This window comes from Candidatus Polarisedimenticolaceae bacterium (assembly GCA_036275915.1).
GTDB lineage: Bacteria > Acidobacteriota > Polarisedimenticolia > Polarisedimenticolales > DASRJG01 > DASRJG01.
In genome coordinates, this window is record DASUCV010000002.1 from 93,511 (window position 1) to 110,034 (window position 16,524).

The following is a 16,524-nucleotide window of genomic DNA, read 5'->3' on the forward strand; positions in this document are numbered from 1 at the left end:
TCCCCCGGCCCGGAGGTCCTCGCCATGAGACGCCCCCTGATCCTCGCCGCCGCCTTCACCTTCTTTCTCGTCGCACGCGCCGCACACGCCGACGCGTTCGGGCTCGACATCCTCGTCGACGGCCGGCCGGTCTCCGTCTACGGTCACGACGGGCGCTCTTACATCGAGGCGCTGAAGGGCCGCCCGTACGAGATCCGCCTGACCAACCGCACGGGCGGTCGCATCGCCGTCGCGCTCTCGGTCGACGGCTTGAACGTGATCGATGCCAAGCACACCTCGGCCCACGATGCGCAGAAGTGGGTGCTCGGTCCGTGGGAGTCGATCGTGCTGCCGGGATGGCAGACGAGCTCGGGCACCGCGCGCAGATTCTTCTTCACCACGGAGGAGCGCTCTTACGGATCGTGGCTCGGACGCACCGACGACCTCGGCGTCATCAGCGCCGCTTTCTTCCGCGAGCGCCCGCACTTCGAGCCGCAGCCGATGCGCGAGATCGAGAAGAAGCAGAAGGACGCGCCGTGCGAGCGCGATGCCGCCGGTGGAAGCGCGCGCGAAATGGCGGCTCCGCCTTCGGCGAAGAGCGATGCCCTCGCCGCCACCGGCATCGGCGGCCAAGTCGACCACCAGGTGCGCAGCATCGAGTTCGACGAAGAGGATTCCCCCACCTCGGTCGTCTCGCTCCGCTACGAGTACCGCGACGCGCTCGTGCGGTTGGGTGTCATTCCAAAGTCCGACGATTCGCTCGCGCGACGCGAGCGCGCGCACGGCTTCTCCGACGCCGGCTTCGCCCCCGACCCTTATCGCGGGCGGTAGCTGGACTCTTTCCTTCCGAAGGACTAGGAAATCCCGCGTCCCACCAGTGGCACAAAACGTACCGCCGGTGGTACGCGGGAATCGAGACCTCTTCGCTACTCCAAGAGAGCCAAGAGATCGTCGCGGGTGAGCGACGCCGCCGCCGCGGCCTCGCCAAGCGCAGCATCGGCGACGGCGCGCTTCGACTCCTGCAGCGCGAGCATCCGTTCCTCGACCGTGTCCTCGGCGACGAGACGATAGACGAGCACCGGCCGGTCCTGGCCGATGCGGTGCGCGCGATCGGCGGCCTGGTCCTCGACCGCCGGATTCCACCAAGGGTCCATGAGGAAGACGTGATCGGCGGCAGTCAGGTTGAGCCCGGTGCCGCCGGCCTTGAGGGAGATCAGCATGACCGGTGGCCCGTCCTCCGCCTGGAAGCGCGCCACGACTCCCGCCCGGTCGGCGGTCGATCCGTCGAGGCGCGTGAAGGCGACCGACGCGGCGCGAAGATGCGGCTCGATGAGGTCGAGGAGCCCCGTCCACTGGGAGAAGACGAGCGCCTTGTGCCTCTCGGCGACGACGGTCTCGAGGCTCTCCCGCAGGCGCTCGACCTTCGCCGAGCTGTGCGCCGTCTGCCCGGGGACGAGCGCGGTGTGGCACGCCGCCTGGCGGAGCCTGAGGAGCGCCTCGAGCGCCGCGAGCACGCTCCCGCCCTCGCGCAGCTTGGCGACGACCTCGTTCTTCGTCGCCGCGCGCACCGCGTCGTACACCTCGCGCTCCTCGGGAGCGAGCGCGCAGTAGAGGATCGCGTCGGTCCGCGGCGGCAGCTCGGGGGCGACGTCCTCCTTGAGTCGGCGGAGGACGAACGGCCGGATCCGCTCCCGCAATCGCGCCGCCGATCCTTCGACCGCGGTCTCGATCGGCCGCGCGTACCGCTCCTGGAAATCGCGGCGGCCGCCGAGGAGGCCGCGGTTCAGGAAGTGCATCTGGCTCCACAGCTCGTCGAGACGGTTCTCGACCGGCGTTCCCGAGAGGGTGACGCGCCACCGCGCCGGCAGGCGGAACGCGGCCTGCGCGACCTGGCTCTCGGGGTTCTTGATCGCCTGCGCCTCGTCGAGGATGAGCGTGTCCCACGGTTTCTGCGCGAGATCTTGCTCGTCGCGACGGAGGAGCGCGTAGCTCGTGATCGTGACGTCGGCCGCGTCGTCGAGCTCGCGTTTCGCCCCGTGGTACACCCGCGCGACGAGCCCCGGCCGGAACCGCGCGATCTCGTCCGACCAGTTGTGGACGACGCTCGTCGGCGCCACGACCAGGGTCCGCCCGTAGGTCGCGCACAGCGCTTGGAGCGTCTTCCCGAGCCCCATGTCGTCGGCGAGGAGCGCGCCCAGCTCCGCGCGCCTCAGGAACGTGAGCCACGACACGCCGCGCTTCTGGTACGGACGAAGGGTCGCAGCGAGATCGGCCGGAAGCGACGGCTCCGGCAGCTCCTCGAATCCCGAAACGAGCGCCTCGAGACCGCGAAGGGCCGCGGGAACCGGCTGATCGAGGTCGGCCGCGAGGCGCGCGACGTCGCCGAGGAGCGCGCGCGGAACCGTTCCCGACTCGTCGCGCGCGGCGAGAAGATCGGCGATCCTCGGTCCGAAGCGCGACAGCCAGTCGACGGGGAGCGGCGCATAGCCGCCGGCGTCGAGCGCCACGAGCGACTCCCCCGCGCGGAAGGCCGCGAGGACCGACGCGGCGCTCGCGGTGCCGCGCCGCCCTCCTGCCGGAGCGTCGCCGGCGAAGAGAACGTCGACGCCGCCGTCGTCCCGGATCGTCACGCGGGGCACGAGCGGCGGCGCGAGCGTGAAGTGCTCCCGGCCTGCGCCACGGACCTCGCCCGGCCAGTGAGACAGCTTCGCCGTGAATGCGACGGCGGCGGCGCCCGTGAAATCCGACGGGATCCCGGGAGTGAGCCCCAACCGGCCGCCGAGGCGCCGCACCTCGCGTGCCTCCGCCCCCTCGTCGCGGAGCGGGACGGGGCCCTGGAGGTGAACGAGGCGGCCGCCGTCGACCCGCGCCTGTGGCGGATCGCCGTAGACGAGGGTCGCGAGAACGTGGAGCGTCGCGCCGTCGCGCCGCACGTCGATCGCGATCCGGGGCGCGATCCGCTCGGTGCCGGGCAGCCGCTCCGTCTTGAGGTCGATCGGGATCCTCCCGCGCAGCGACGGGAGCAGCTCGGTGACCAGCTCGTTCCACGACGACGGGCCGAAGTGCCGGCCGCCCCCGAGTTCGTGCATCTCCCGACCGGTGAGCTTCGCCTCGACCGCGGGCCTCAGGGTGCGCCCGCAGCGCGCGATGCCGTTCGCGAAGATCTCGTCGACCTCCGGGTCGTCGGTGAGCGCGACCCGGAAGCCCTCGCCCTGGTCCTCGACCACGATCCGCGGCCCCACCGGGGTCGCGGCGGTCGTCGCCGGCTCGTCATCCAGGGTCACCGCGGCCGACCCCTGGAGCGCGCGGAGAACCTTGGCGACCGACGCCCGCGGAATCGCGCCGCGGCGGTGGGTGCCGAGCGCCAGCTCCGCCGCCAGATCTTCCTGGCGCGCGGTGAACGCCGGCGCCGGGACCCGCCCGGACGAGAGCGCGGCGAGAGTCGCCTCGAACGGGTGGAACGTCCCCGCTACGACGATCCCGCGCTCGAGGCCGAGCCCGCCGGTCTCGCGTGTGAAGCGGTAGGCGACCGTCCCCATGCGGTCCTTCGCCGTCTCGAGATCGTGACCTTCGTCGGCCGCGCGCTTCCAGGCGATCGCGGCGGCGGCGGCGTGCTCGCAGACCGCGGCCCCGCAGGTGCATTCCCACTGCCCGTCGTCGAGGAAGAGGGTGACGTTGCGGGCGATCATCCCACCCTTCGTCGCCACGCGGACGACGACCTCGTCGCCGTCTCTCCGCTCGCCGGCCACGGCGTTCGCGCGCACGAGCTCGATCCCCCGCGACCAGACCTGCGGAGAGCTCGCCTTCCTGACCGACTCGAAGACGGAGGGCACCCGGACGAGGATACCGGGTCGCGGAAGGGTCAGGCGGTCGCGGCGGACGAGACGTCGTTCTTGAGCGTCCGCCGGGCGCAGAGGCTGCCCGCGTGCCCGCGCACGGAGGCGAGCGCCCCTTCGGCAAGGCGGAACAGCTCGGCCGTCTCGACGCCGCCGGCCGGGTTCTCGACCGTCACCGCCCCGACCCCGACGTGGATCTGGGTCGCGCCCGTGACGGCGTTCTGCGCCTGGAGGGCGAGGAAGAGGCGATTGACGGCCGGGCGCGGGTCCTCGCACTCGCCGAGCACGATGCCGAACTCGTCGCCGCCGAAGCGCCCGACGACGTCGGTGCCCCGCGTCGCGCCCTGGATCGCCGCCGCGAGCGCCTTGAGCGCGGCGTCGCCGCCGAGACGGCCCTGCTCGTTGTTGATCGCGCGGAACCCCTGCACGTCGACGAGCAGGAAGGTGACCGGCTTGCCGAGCCGTCCGTCGCGAGCGATCGTCTCGTCGAGACGGCGGAGGAACGAGCCGCGATTCAGCGTGCCGGTGACCTCGTCGTTGGTGCGCACGTCGCGCAGCTCGCGCGTTTGGGCCTGCACCTTCTCCTCGAGGGCGGAGACGTCGTTGCGGAGCGCGCTGTCGCGCTGGCGGAGCTGGCCCAGCTCGGAGGCGAGGCGCTGCGTCCAGACCACAAAGCCGATCGCCATGATCGACGCCCCCGCCGCGGCGACGGCGATCCCCCGGGTCGGCGAGACGATGAGCGCGCCCAGGCATGGCAAGAGGCCCGCGGCGAGAAACGACGCGATCCGCACCATCGACTTGGGCTCTTCCGCCATCGGCGCGCTCCTCGGCATTGCGAACCCCTCGGTGAAAGATGGCGTCCGGGGGCGAGCCGTCAAGTGAGGCGCCGCGGCGTGCGCCTCCGCGCGGGCGGCGTGAAGCGGTAACGATCGAGGTCCAGGGTCCCGTTCCGCTTGAAACGCACCCCTTCGGCCGTCAGGAGCGCCCGCTGGAGCCCCGGCGGGACGTCGGGCATGCGCTCGGTGGAGAGGCCGCCCTGGGCGTTGACCACGCGGTGCCAGGGCACCCCCTCCGGACAGCCGTGCATCGCCCACCCGACCGCCCGCGGCGAGAGGCGGCCGGCGACGAGCGTCGAGATCTGGCCGTACGTCATGACGCGTCCCTTGGGGATCCGCCGGCACAGCGCCCACACGCGCGCGAAGCTCCTCTGCGCCTTGCCCTCGACGTCGCCGTGCAATCTCATGCGTCGACTCCTGCTACGATCCCGCGCCCATGATGCACGGAAAGCGGGTCGTCGTCGTGATGCCGGCCTACAACGCCGCGCGGACGCTCGCGCGCACGCACGAGGAGGTGCTCGAGCACGAGTTCGTCGACCACGTCATCGTCGTCGACGACGCCAGCCGCGACGACACCGTCGATCGGGCGCGCCAGCTCCCGCGGACGACGGTGCTCGTCCACGACGTCAACCTCGGCTACGGCGCCAACCAGAAGACCTGCTACCGCGCGGCGCTCGAGGAGGGGGCCGACGTCGTCGTCATGGTGCACCCGGACTACCAGTACACCCCGAAGCTCCTGCCGGCGCTCGTCGGACCGATCGCCTTCGGCGTCCACGACGTCATGCTCGGCTCGCGCATCCTCGGCGGCCGCGCGCGGAGCGGCGGCATGCCGCGCTACAAGTACCTGGCGAACCGTGTCCTCACGCTCGGGGAGAACATCCTCTTCGGCGCGAAGCTCTCCGAGTACCACACCGGCTACCGGGCCTACGCGCGCGAGGTGCTCGAGGCGCTCCCGCTCGAGGCGAACTCGAACGACTTCGTCTTCGACAACCAGGTGCTCGCCGAGATCTTGTGGAGAGGCTTCCGGATCGGCGAGGTGAGCTGCCCGACGAAGTACTTCCCCGAAGCTTCGTCGATCAACTTCGCTCGCAGCGTGCGCTACGGTTTCGGCTGTGTGGGAACCGCCGCGGCTTACCGGCTCGCCGCTTGGGGCCTCACGCGCGACGCCCGGTTCCCGCGCCCTTAACCGGCCATGCGTGCGGCCATGCGGCCGCCTGCGCCCCCCGCGACGATCTTCATGATGAGCGCGACGACGTAGTACGGGATCTGTCCCCGCGGACCGAAGGCGATGCCGAGCACGGTGAGCACCGACGCGGAGACGCCGACGAGCGTCCCGTGGATCTCGAAGCGCCACCCCACCCGGCGCGCCGCCCACCATCCCATGAGGTAACAGAGGAGCGATCCGGCGGTCGCGGCGACGAGGGCGCCGATCCGCTCCGCCACCGGGTCGAGGCTTCCCCCGCCGCCGTGCCCCGTGGCGGCCACGACGAGCGCGATGATCGCGATCGTGACCCCTTCCGCGATGATCCCCCCGACGATGGGGTAGATCCAGAAGATCGGCGGCTCGTCGCGCACGCGTTCGATTGTAGTGCGCGCCGCTGGTAGGATGGCCGGCTCATGATTCGTCACGTCGTCGTCGGCGCTTGCGCCCTGTGCCTCGCCGTCGCGGCCCACGCCTCGTGCGGCACCGCGTCGTGCCCTTGCGTCACGACGTCGTCGGACGGTGTCGTCGCTTCGGGCACGATCACGGTCGATGTCAGCTTCCGGTACCTCGATCAGGACCGGAAGCGGGAGGGATCGGGATCGACCGACGAGGTCCTGACGCCGATGGTCGACTTCGAGAACGGCACGATCGTGCCGAACGACCACCGCGAGTCGACCACGGCGTCGTCGGTCATGGAGCTCGACGTCCAGTACGGCGTCTCGCCCCACTGGAGCGTCCTCGGACAGATCCCTCTCTGGCAGGACAAGGAGCACCAGCACTGGGACGGCGTCGGCACCCCCGACGAGGCGTTCGTCCCGAACGCGGGCACGCGCGGCTTCGGCGACGTCCGCTTCGGCGCGCGCTACGCGTTCATCGCGAAGCCCGGGCGCGCGCTCTTCGGCACCTTCTCGATCAAGGCGCCGACCGGCAACTATCAGCTCCGCGACGACGAAGGCGCGATCACCGAGCCCGGAATGCAGCCGGGAACGGGCGCATGGGACGGCATCGCCGAGGTTGCGTGGACGCGCAAGAGTGAGAGCCTCCGCACCGAGGGGTTCGTCTCGGGCCTCTACAAGCTCAGCGGGAGGAACCCGCTCGAGTACCGGATGGGAGACGAGATCGCGGTCTCCGGCGGCGCACGGTTCGCGGTCGGCCGCGGCGATCTCTCGATCCAGGCGAACCTCCAGAAGACCGGCCGCGACGACTTCGGCGGCAACGGCGTCCCCTCGACCGGCCACCTGTACGCCTACCTGACACCCGGCGGCCGGATCCGCATCGCGGCCGAGAACCTCTCGTTCTACGGTTACGTGCAGGTTCCCGTCTACGAGCACGTTAACGAGGCGCAGCTCGCCCCCACCGTCGGCGTCGTCGCGGGCTTCTCGAAGACCTTCTAGCTCGAAGAGGGGACAGCTTCCGAAACTCTGGATGACGAGTTTCGGAAGCTGTCCCCTCTTCTTCCCCTGCTAGCATCCCGGCGCGTGACCCGCTGGATCGTGCCGATGCTCCTCGCCGCCGCGATGGCGGTGGGATGGCCGCTCCTCCTGCCGTGGAGCTACCACACCCGCGACGGCGCGGGCGCTGCGGTCGAGGCGGCGCAGGCCGGCGCGGCGCTCCACGACGGGCAGATCCCCGTACGCTGGCTGCCGGACCTGGCCTCGGGCCGCGGATTGCCGGTCTTCCTGTATGCGTCGCCGCTCGCGTTCTACGCGATCGCGCTCCTCCACCTCACGGGGCTCGGCGTCATCGTCGCGACGAAGATCGTCGTGCTCGCCGCCCTCGCGCTCGCCGCGCTGGCGATGCTCGCATGGCTGAAGACCCACGTGCCGCTTCCCGCGGCGGCGGTCGGAGCGGCCGCTTACGGTGCCGCGCCGGTCGCCGCGGCGATCGTTCACGTGCTCGGCGATCCCGCGCTCGCCGTCGCGTATGCGCTCGTCCCGCTCGTCCTCCTCGGAGCGCGCCGCGGCATTCCTTGGCTCGGCCTCGCTTTCGCAGCGCTCATCGTCGCCGATGCCACGACGGCGTGCGCCGTCCTGCCGCTCCTCGCCGTCTACGCCGTCGTGCTCAGGGCCCCAGGGCGCATCGCCGCGGGGGTCGCGCTCGGTGCGCTCGTCGCGATCTTCCAGTGGGGACCGGCGTGGGCCGAGCGAGACCTCGTCGATGCGGTCCGCGCGCCCTCCCCGTTCGGCGCGTGGGCGCTCGTGAAGCTCGCGTCCGTTCCCGTGGCGCTCCTCGCCACCGGCCTCGCCGGCGGACGGGGGCGCGAGCGCGCCCTCGCGGCGCTCGGCGTCGCCGGTCTCGCGCTCGCCTTCGCCGTCGATCCCGTGCGGCCGCTCGTGCTGGTCGCCGTGATCGCAGCGGTGGCCGCCGCCACGGCGCCGCTTCGACTCCTGCTCCTCGCGCTCTCCTCGGTCCCGGCCGCGGTGACGGCGGCGTTCGCGATCGCTCACCGCAACCCGCTCCTGGGCCTTCTCGCAGCCGGCCAGGTCGTCGCCGGCGCCGCCGCGATCGCCGCCGCCACGCTCGACGAGCGCATCGCGGAGCGCGGGCCGCCCGCCATCGCGGGACTGCTCGTGGCACTCGCGCTGCCGTTCTCCGCCGTTCCGGTCCGCTCGATGCTCACCGGCGATCCGCCGGTGGCGACCTTGCACGAGCGCGATCTCACGCCCGAGCAGGTGCGCTTCGTCGCAGGCCGTCCGCGTCCCGCCGACGCCGGCCTGCCGCGAACGGTCGCGGCGGGAACCCCCGCGCCGATCCCGGGCCCGCGGGCCGACGTCGAGGTGCGCGGCGGTCAGCTCGACACCTCGATCGTCGCGCGGACCGCGTCGCGGTGGACGCTCGATGCGACGTCGCCGGAGGGCGCGATCGTCGCGCTCGAACTGCACGACTTCCCGGGGTGGGAGCTGACGCTCGCTGCCCCTCCCGGCTGGCGACCGGAGGAGGTCGCGCACGGCGCGGACCGCGCGGGACGGATCGCGGTCTCGATCCCACCCGGGACCTGGCGTGTCGAAGCGAGCTGGACCGAGACGCCGCTCCGCCGTCGGTGCGACGAGGCGAGCGCCGCCGGCCTCGGCGTTCTCGTCGTCCTCCTCGCCCTGCCGGGCGTTACAATCCGCCGCCGTCGGATTTGAGGGGGACGATGGCGGCCTTCTGGTGCCCGGCTTGCGGCTCCGATCATGAGAAGCCTGGCGATTGCCCCGGCGATCTCCGCGCGACCGGCCCGGAGCGTCACGGGTGGCGCGTCGCGGTCGAGACGCCGCACGGGATCGAGGCGTACGGGGTGCTCGTCGCGCCGTCGACCGATCGCTGGCGCGCGCGCATCGTCACCTATCCGAACATCCTGTGGACGATTCCCGGCGGTAGCCGCACGCTGAAGTTCGTCGGGGCGTCGCCTCAGGACGCAGAGGCTCGGGCCGTCGGATTCGTCGAGGGGCACATCAAGGCGCGCGGGTACCGCCGGCGCGACGCGCTCGACGGCCCGACCGTCGGACGGATCCGCGCGGAGGCACGCGCGCTCGCGAACGTCGGCCCTGCGCGCCGCAAGCAGCGTTCGCTCCCGATCCGATTCGGCTCCGGCCCGAGCCTCTTCACCGCGATGACCGGCAACGTCTCGGAGAGCGGGATGTTCGTCGCGACGCTGGCGCCGCTCGACTCGGGTGTCGCCCTGCGCGTCCTCGTCGATCTCGAGACGGGGCCGGTCGGCCTCAAGGGCGAGGTCATCTGGAGTCGCGAGCGCATCGTGCTCGGGCGTCCCGTCGGCATGGGGGTCCAGCTCCTGGCGCCGCCGGAGGCGTATCGGGAGTTCGTCAGGGAACTGCCGTAGGAAGTCGGTAGTCGATGACTCTCGACGGTCGACTCTTCCGTAATCCCCACTGCGCTTCCGTGACACCCCATTCTGCAATCGGCACGTTCGGCGCTCCCGCCGCCGTGGCACCCGCCTTGCCTCGTCATCGCCGTGGTCGCTCATTGACCAGGAGGAGCGACCGGGTCCCGGGGGAGGAGGCGGTCATGGGCATGGGGATGGAGGGCGCCGTCGCGCGCTGGTGCGGGACCTGCGGCACGGCGCACGACGGGCCGCGCGCGTGTCCGGGGAGCTTGCCGGCGACGGGGGCCGAGCGCCCGGCGTGGCGCGTGCAAGTCGAGACGCCACGCGGCCACGAGGCGATCGGCGTGCTCGTCGCCCCGTCCCACGACGTGTGGCGCGCGCGAATCGTCACGTTCCCGAACGTGCTGTGGACGATTCCCGGCGGGCACGGGACGATCAAGTTCGTCGGCGACACCCAGGAGGAAGCCGCGGCGCAGGCGATCGCGTTCATCGAGTCGCACGTTCAGGCGAAGCGGCTCGTGCGCCGCGACGGGTTGGCGCCGGTCGGTCCCGAGCCGATGCACACGCCCCTCCCCACGTCCCCCACCGCGTTCTCGACGGCGCGCCGGAAGCTCACGTGCCTTCCGGTCCGGTGGGGCCACGAGCGCGCGCGCGTCCGCGGCGTCACGGTGAACGTCTCGCTCGAGGGGATGTTCATCGGCGCGATCGGCCCCGAGGACGACGGGCAGAGCCTCCTCATCAACCTCGACCTCGACGGCCACACGATCCCGCTTCGCGGCCTGGTCATGTGGAGCCGCGAGCGCTCGGAGCCGGGACGGCCGATGGGGATGGGCGTTCGCCTGTCCGAGCCGCCGGTGGTCTACCAGAGCTACGTCACCGCCCTGCCGTAGACGCCGAAACAAACACTCCCCGGCTCCGTAGGAGCGGGCGTGCCGCCGTGGCATGATCGCCGGCCGCACGCCCGAGGGGAGGTCCCGTCCATGCGCGTTTCCGTTTCCCGACTGATCGTCTGCGCTCTCCTGTTCACGCCCGTCGCCGCCAAGGACGACGCCTGGAAGGTCGAGGACGCCCACGGCCCGACGCACCAGGTCGCCTTCACGACGACCGAGGCGACGTGGCTGCCGCTCGACGTGCATCCCGACGGCACCAAGATCGTCGCGTCGATCCTGGGCGATCTCTACCTCATCCCCATCGGCGGCGGCGAGGCGAAGCGGATCACGAGCGGTCCCGCCTACGACGCCCAGCCGCGCTTCTCCCCCGACGGCAAGTGGATCGCGTTCGCGTCCGACCGCAGCGGCATCGAGAACCTGTGGGTCTGCGACCTCGAAGGGAAGCAGGCGCGCCAGGTCTCGAAGGAGAAGGACTCCACCGTCAACGGACCGGCCTGGTCGCCCGACGGCGACTACCTCGTCGGCCGCAAGCGCCTCACGGATGCCAGCTCGCTCGGAACCGTCGAGCTGTGGATGTGGCACGTCCGCGGCGGCTCCGGCGTGCAGCTCACGAAGAAGGACGAGCAGCCGGACGCGGCCGACCCGTGCTTCTCGAAGGACGGGCGGTTCGTCTACTTCTCGGCGCGCGACGCACGCTACCGTTACGACCGTAACGTCAACGAGGGGATCTGGCAGATCAAGCGATTCGATCGCTGGAACGGCCAGCTCGTTCCGGTCACCGGCGAGTTCGGCGGCGCCGCCGCCCCGGCGATCTCCCCCGACGGCGCGTCGATGGCCTACGTCCGCCGCATCCGGGCGGTGACGGTGATGGACGTCATGGACCTCGCGAGCGGCAAGATGCGGCAGCTCGCGAGCGGCCTCCAGCGCGACAACCAGGAGGGCTTCGCGTTCCACGGCGTCTTCCCCGGCTACGCCTGGACCCCCGACGGCAAGTCGATCGTGACGACCGCGGACGGCAAGATCTGGCGCTACGACGCCGCGAGCGGCGCGCGCACCGAGATCCCCTTCTCCGCCGCCGTCGACCAGACGGTGACCGCGTCGCTCCACACGCCGCGGCGCCTCGGCCAGAGCGACGTCCGTGCGCGGATCATCCGGTGGCCGGTCATCTCGCCCGACGGCAGGCTGCTCGTCTTCTCCGCCCTGGGACACCTCTACGCGATGGACCTCCCGGCGGGCACGCCTCCGGTCCGCGTCACGACGTCGAAGGACCTCGAGTACGCGCCGTCGTTCTCGCGCGACGGCCGGAAGCTGACCTACGTGACGTGGAACGACCAGGAGGGCGGCAACGTCTGGACGATGCCGACGAGCGGCGCGCCGCCGACCAAGGTCACCACCGTTGCCGGACAGTACGTGAACCCGTCGTTCTCCCCCGACGGCTCGAAGATCGTGTACGTCGCCGGCAGCGGCGCGTCGTTCCGCGGCGAAGACCTCTCGGACGAGCTGTGGGAGGAGATCCGCTGGGTCCCGGCGTCGGGCGGGAAATCGACCTACGTCATCGGTGCGAAGAATCGCGGCACGAACCGCCGCATGACGCGACCGCAGTTCGACGCCGCCGGCGAGCGGATCTACTACCTCGAGGACGACGACGCGAAGGGACCGAATCCGCCGAAGAGCCTCCTCAACTCGGTCAAGCTCGACGGGACCGACAAGCGCACTCATCTCCGCTGGACGCGCGCCGAGGAGGCGAGCCTCTCCCCCGACGGGAAGTGGGTCGCCTTCAACGAGCAGTACAACGCCTACGTCACCGCTCTGCCGTCGCTCGGCGCGCAGACGGTCGACATCGACCTCGACGGCTCGGCGCTCCCGCTCGCGAAGTTCACCGCGGAGGGTGGCGAGTGGGTGAACTGGGCGGACAACGGCAAGACGATCACGTGGATCTGGGGGCCGACCTTCCACCGCCTCGCCTTCGACAAGGCGTGGCCGAAGCCGGAGGACGAGGCCAAGAAGGACGAGGCCGACAAGAAGGCCGACGCGAAGAAGTCCGGCGACAAGAAGAAGGACGCGAAGGCGACGGAGGACGCGAAGAAGGACGACGAGGAGAAGCTCCCCGAGAGCGAGGCGAAGGAGATCGTCCTCACGGTGCCGCGCGACAAGCCTTCGGGGACGGTCGTCTACGACGGCGCGCGGATCGTCACGATGAAGGGCGACGAGGTCCTGGAGCGCGGCACGATCGTCGTCACGGACGACCGGATCGTGTCGATCGGCGCCAAGGACAAGGTGAAGGCCCCGGCGGGCGCCAAGGTCGTCGACGTCTCAGGGAAGACGATCATCCCCGGGCTCTTCGACGAGCACGCGCACCTGCACTACTCGACCCTCGACATCTTCCCCGAGCGTCCGTGGAAGTACCTCGCCAACCTCGCCTACGGTGTCACCACGACGCACGACCCGTCAGCGTCGAACCAGGAGGTCTTCGGCCAGAGCGAGATGGTCGAAGCCGGTCTCATGACCGGCCCCCGCATCTTCTCGACCGGCTTCATCCTCTACGGCGCCGATCTGCCGGGGCGCGCCGTCATCCACTCGCTCAAGGACGCGCAGCACCACCTCCGGCGCATGAAGGCGCTCGGGGCGTTCTCCGTGAAGTCGTACATGCAGCCCCGGCGCGAGGCACGGCAGTGGATCATCAAGGCGGCGCGCGACGAGGGGATGCTCGTGGTTCCCGAAGGCGGCGGCGACCAGGAGATGGACATGACGTTCATCCTGGACGGCCACACGACGGTCGAGCACGCGCTCCCCTACACGCCGCTCCGGAAGGACACCGTCGAGTTCTTCGCGAAGAGCACGACCGCCTATACGCCGACCCTCCTCGTCGCCTACGGCGGGATCTCCGGCGACAAGTGGTTCCACCAGCACTACGACCTCTGGAAGGACGATCGCCTCCAGATGTTCGTGCCGCAGGGAATCGTCGACCAGCTCGGCCGCATCCGCGGAATCATGGCGACCGACCCGGCCGACTGGCACCACGTCGACGTCGCCGCGTCGGCGAAGGACGTGCTCCACGCCGGCGGCCTCGTCAACCTCGGCGCCCACGGTCAGATGCAGGGCCTGGGACCGCACTGGGAGATGTGGGCGTTCGTGCAGGGCGGAATGACGCCTCTCGAGGCGCTCCGCGTCGCGACCCACAATCCCGCCGTGACGCTGGGGCTCGATCAGGACCTCGGCTCGCTGGAAGCGGGCAAATTCGCCGACTTCGTCGTCCTCGACAAGAACCCGCTCGAGGACATCCACAACTCCGAGACGGTGAGCCTCGTCGTGAAGAACGGCAGGGCTTACAAGCCGGAGGACCTCAAGCGCGAGAAATAGAAGGGGGACAGGAACCGTATTTTTCTTACACGCGAAGTGCGCGTGTAAGAAAAATACGGTTCCTGTCCCCCTTCTATTTCTTCGTGCGCGGCGATTCGGGGAGCGCCAGGCCCACGGTGCCGAGGAGCGCCTCGCTCTTGAAGGGCTTCGGCACGAAGCGCGGCGTTCCTTCGAGCGAGCGGCGCAGCTCCTCCGACGTGAAGTGGCCCGAGACGAAGATCGTGCGCGTCCAGAGCTCGCGATCGATGAATTTGATCTTCGAGTGGAGGAGGAGGCCCGGCAGGTCCGGCATGTAGAGGTCGACGACCATCGCGTCGTAGCGGTTGCGCTTGACCTTGCCGACGGCCTCGATCGGATTCGAGAGCGCGTCGACGGTCCAGCCCGCGCTTCCGAGCATCTCGGCCATGACCTCGAGCACGGTGATCTCGTCGTCGACGACGAGGATTCGGAAGTCGTTCGCGGTGACCTCGGGGGTGCCCACGCCGGAAGAATTTAGGCCCCTTGCGCGGGCGCGCCAGTCTCCCTACTGGAGCGCCTGCTGGAGGTCGGCGATGAGGTCGTCGGGATGCTCGAGCCCGACCGAGAGCCGGATCAATTCGGGGGGCGCCTTCGAGCCTTTTCCCTCGCTCGTCTGCCGGTGCTCGATCAGGCTCTCGACCGAGCCGAGGGAGGTCGCGCGGACGAAGAGGCGGGAGCGGCCGACGGCGGCGATCGCGGCATCGCGTCCGCCGGCGGCACGGAACGACAGCATCCCCCCGAAGGCCCGCATCTGCCGCGCGGCGATCTCATGGCCGGGGTGCGAGGGGAGTCCCGGATAGTGGACCGCCTTCACGCGCGGATGGCGCTCGAGCGCCCGCGCGACGGCGAGCGCGTTCGCCGAGTGCCGCTCCATCCTGAGGGCGAGCGTGCGCACGCCGCGAAGCACGAGCCACGACGCGAACGGATTGGCGATCGCGCCGAGGATGTGCCGCGCGTGCGCGACCTGCTCGGCGAAATCGTCCCGCCGGGCGAAGACGAGCACGCCGCCCATGACGTCGCTGTGGCCGCCGAGATACTTCGTCGCCGATTGCAGCGTGACGTCGGCGCCGAGAGCCAGCGGGCTCTGGAGCGCCGGGGTCGCGAAGGTGTTGTCGACCACCGTCACGGCGCCGGCCCGCTTGGCGAGCGCGATCGCGCCGGCGAGGTCGACGACCTTGAGGAGCGGGTTGCTGGGGCTCTCGAGCCACACGATACGCGCGGGGCGATCGAGGGCCCGCGCGAGCGCGCTCAGGTCCGACATGTCGACCGTCTCGGTCTCGATCCCCCAGCGATTCAAGTAGTCACGCCCGGCAACGTGGAAACCGTAATAAGCGTCGTCGGGCAGGAGCACGCGGTCGCCGGAGCCGAGGCTCTGGAGAATCGACGTCCCGGCGGCCATCCCCGACGAGAAAACGATCGCCCGCTCGCCGCCGTCCAGGCGCGCGAGTGCCGCCTCGAGCAGAGCGTGCGTCGGGCCGCCCTCGCGCGCGTACTGGACGTCGCCGATGAGCACGAGGCCGGGATCGCGGGCGAACGTGGTCGCGAAATGGATCGGCGGCGCAACGTCGCCGGTCGTGGCATCCGGGTCGGCGGCGTGCACCGCCATCGTCTCGAACTTCATCGTGAGGCCCTCCCACCCTGGGGCGCGGTGCGCGCATCGTAGAGCGATTTCGCCACCGTCGCCGCCACGATCACGATCCCGCCCGCCGACGACCACGCCGACGGGCGCTCGCCGTGGACGAGCCATGCCCAGAGCGGATTGAGCACCGGCTCGGCGAGGAGCAGGAGCGACGCCTCGAGCGCGCCGACGTGCGTGATCCCGGCGGTCAGGAAAACGTAGGCCAGCCCGATCTGGAAGACGCCCAGGAAGCCGACGACCGCGACGTCGCGGAAGGCGATCTGGCCGACGGGGAGCGCGAACGGCATCGCGACGAGGCACGCGATGAGGTTCCCCAGGACGACCGATGCGGCGGCGCCGCCTGACGGCCCTCCCGTTCTCCCGACGAAGCGGAGGCCGGCGATCGTAAGGGCCCAGAAGACTCCCGACAGGAGCGCGATCACGTTGCCCTGCATCGGCTGCGGCGCCGTGATCCTGACCGGCTCGCGCCCGATGAAGAATAGGGCGAGGCCGACGATGAGCACCGCCATGAACGCGACCTCGCGCCGCCGGATCGGCTCGCGGAGGACGAGCGGGCCGATGAGCACGAGGTAGATCGGCGCCGTCGATTGCAGGAAGATCGTGTTCGCTGACGTCGTGAGCTTGTTCGCGAGGACGAAGCAGATCATCGTCGCGGCGTAGCCGATGCCCACGACGAGAGGCCGCACGCCCCATCCGCGTCGCGCCGCGGGCAGCATGAGGAGGACGGCGAGCGCGGCGACCCCCGAACGGAACGACGCGACCTGCCAGCCGGTGAGCGACGTCGCCTTGATGGCGGCGCCGCCCGACGAGAAGAGGATCGCGGCTGCGAGGATCGCCAGGCGCGCGCGCACCGGATGGTTCCAGGGGCCGTCGGAGGCGCGCGTCACGATGCGCACTATACGAAGGCGGTACTACGGCCGCGATAGAGGCTTTGGAGGA

Annotated in this window: 14 protein-coding genes; 7 read left to right on the forward strand and 7 right to left on the reverse strand. The window is 70.8% G+C overall.

From position 1 onward, the window contains the following. Window positions 1-24 precede the first annotated feature (24 nt). Entirely contained in the window at window positions 25-810 is a 786-nt protein-coding gene (locus VFV19_01155) for a hypothetical protein (GenBank protein ID HEX4822897.1), read from the forward strand. A 95-nt stretch (window positions 811-905) separates the two neighbouring features. Here VFV19_01155 and VFV19_01160 read toward each other — a convergent pair whose 3' ends face one another. The 3 genes from VFV19_01160 to VFV19_01170 are packed head-to-tail and all read right to left on the reverse strand — an operon-like array spanning window position 906 to window position 5,058. Continuing rightward, window positions 906-3,812, reverse strand: a complete 2,907-nt coding sequence (locus VFV19_01160) for a DEAD/DEAH box helicase (protein HEX4822898.1) — start codon at window positions 3,810-3,812, stop codon at window positions 906-908. A gap of 29 nt (window positions 3,813-3,841) precedes the next feature. Beyond that, window positions 3,842-4,630: a GGDEF domain-containing protein gene (locus VFV19_01165; GenBank protein ID HEX4822899.1), complete on the reverse strand. Its 789-nt coding sequence runs from the start codon at window positions 4,628-4,630 to the stop codon at window positions 3,842-3,844. 59 nt (window positions 4,631-4,689) lie between these two features. Continuing rightward, entirely contained in the window at window positions 4,690-5,058 is a 369-nt protein-coding gene (locus tag VFV19_01170; protein ID HEX4822900.1) for an MGMT family protein, read from the reverse strand. A 29-nt stretch (window positions 5,059-5,087) separates the two neighbouring features. On the opposite strand from VFV19_01170, the gene VFV19_01175 reads away from it, so the two are divergent. Beyond that, window positions 5,088-5,837 (forward strand): glycosyltransferase family 2 protein, encoded by a 750-nt coding sequence (locus VFV19_01175; GenBank protein HEX4822901.1) that lies wholly within the window; start codon window positions 5,088-5,090, stop codon window positions 5,835-5,837. Here the strand turns inward: VFV19_01175 and VFV19_01180 are convergent. Continuing rightward, entirely contained in the window at window positions 5,834-6,226 is a 393-nt protein-coding gene (locus tag VFV19_01180) for a hypothetical protein (protein ID HEX4822902.1), read from the reverse strand. The two genes, VFV19_01175 and VFV19_01180, sit on opposite strands and share 4 nt — an antisense overlap. 42 nt (window positions 6,227-6,268) lie before the next feature. Here VFV19_01180 and VFV19_01185 point away from each other — a divergent pair, with 42 nt between their 5' ends. The 5 genes from VFV19_01185 to VFV19_01205 all read left to right on the forward strand — a co-directional run bounded on the left by VFV19_01185 (window position 6,269) and on the right by VFV19_01205 (window position 13,928). Beyond that, window positions 6,269-7,249 (forward strand): hypothetical protein, encoded by a 981-nt coding sequence (locus VFV19_01185; protein HEX4822903.1) that lies wholly within the window; start codon window positions 6,269-6,271, stop codon window positions 7,247-7,249. Between the two features lie 84 nt (window positions 7,250-7,333). After that, window positions 7,334-8,983 carry a hypothetical protein gene (locus VFV19_01190; protein HEX4822904.1) on the forward strand — a complete coding sequence of 550 codons (1,650 nt, stop codon included), beginning with the start codon at window positions 7,334-7,336 and terminating at the stop codon, window positions 8,981-8,983. An 8-nt stretch (window positions 8,984-8,991) separates the two neighbouring features. Next, entirely contained in the window at window positions 8,992-9,675 is a 684-nt protein-coding gene (locus VFV19_01195; protein HEX4822905.1) for a PilZ domain-containing protein, read from the forward strand. Window positions 9,676-9,860: 185 nt separating this feature from the next. Then, window positions 9,861-10,568, forward strand: coding sequence for a PilZ domain-containing protein (locus VFV19_01200; protein HEX4822906.1), 708 nt, complete (start codon window positions 9,861-9,863; stop codon window positions 10,566-10,568). 90 nt (window positions 10,569-10,658) lie between these two features. Then, window positions 10,659-13,928 (forward strand): amidohydrolase family protein, encoded by a 3,270-nt coding sequence (locus VFV19_01205; GenBank protein HEX4822907.1) that lies wholly within the window; start codon window positions 10,659-10,661, stop codon window positions 13,926-13,928. A 73-nt stretch (window positions 13,929-14,001) separates the two neighbouring features. On the opposite strand, the gene VFV19_01210 is transcribed toward VFV19_01205, so the two are convergent. From VFV19_01210 to VFV19_01220, 3 genes are read right to left on the reverse strand one after another with little or no spacing between them, the layout of a single operon-like run. Then, a complete protein-coding gene (locus VFV19_01210; GenBank protein HEX4822908.1) occupies window positions 14,002-14,409 on the reverse strand; it encodes a response regulator in 408 nt (135 codons plus the stop codon). Window positions 14,410-14,451: 42 nt separating this feature from the next. Continuing rightward, window positions 14,452-15,567: a PLP-dependent transferase gene (locus VFV19_01215; GenBank protein ID HEX4822909.1), complete on the reverse strand. Its 1,116-nt coding sequence runs from the start codon at window positions 15,565-15,567 to the stop codon at window positions 14,452-14,454. Next, window positions 15,564-16,472 carry a DMT family transporter gene (locus tag VFV19_01220; protein HEX4822910.1) on the reverse strand — a complete coding sequence of 303 codons (909 nt, stop codon included), beginning with the start codon at window positions 16,470-16,472 and terminating at the stop codon, window positions 15,564-15,566. The genes VFV19_01215 and VFV19_01220 overlap by 4 nt, the downstream gene beginning before the upstream one ends. Window positions 16,473-16,524 lie beyond the last annotated feature (52 nt).

Coding starts and splice junctions, on each gene's coding strand:
- VFV19_01200 (HEX4822906.1), top strand. CDS start 9,861: ATGGGCATGGGGATGGAGGGCGCCGTCGCGCGCTGGTGCGGGACCTGC.
- VFV19_01165 (HEX4822899.1), bottom strand. CDS start 4,630: ATGGCGGAAGAGCCCAAGTCGATGGTGCGGATCGCGTCGTTTCTCGCC.
- VFV19_01155 (HEX4822897.1), top strand. CDS start 25: ATGAGACGCCCCCTGATCCTCGCCGCCGCCTTCACCTTCTTTCTCGTC.
- VFV19_01175 (HEX4822901.1), top strand. CDS start 5,088: ATGATGCACGGAAAGCGGGTCGTCGTCGTGATGCCGGCCTACAACGCC.
- VFV19_01205 (HEX4822907.1), top strand. CDS start 10,659: ATGCGCGTTTCCGTTTCCCGACTGATCGTCTGCGCTCTCCTGTTCACG.
- VFV19_01215 (HEX4822909.1), bottom strand. CDS start 15,567: ATGAAGTTCGAGACGATGGCGGTGCACGCCGCCGACCCGGATGCCACG.
- VFV19_01185 (HEX4822903.1), top strand. CDS start 6,269: ATGATTCGTCACGTCGTCGTCGGCGCTTGCGCCCTGTGCCTCGCCGTC.
- VFV19_01195 (HEX4822905.1), top strand. CDS start 8,992: ATGGCGGCCTTCTGGTGCCCGGCTTGCGGCTCCGATCATGAGAAGCCT.
- VFV19_01170 (HEX4822900.1), bottom strand. CDS start 5,058: ATGAGATTGCACGGCGACGTCGAGGGCAAGGCGCAGAGGAGCTTCGCG.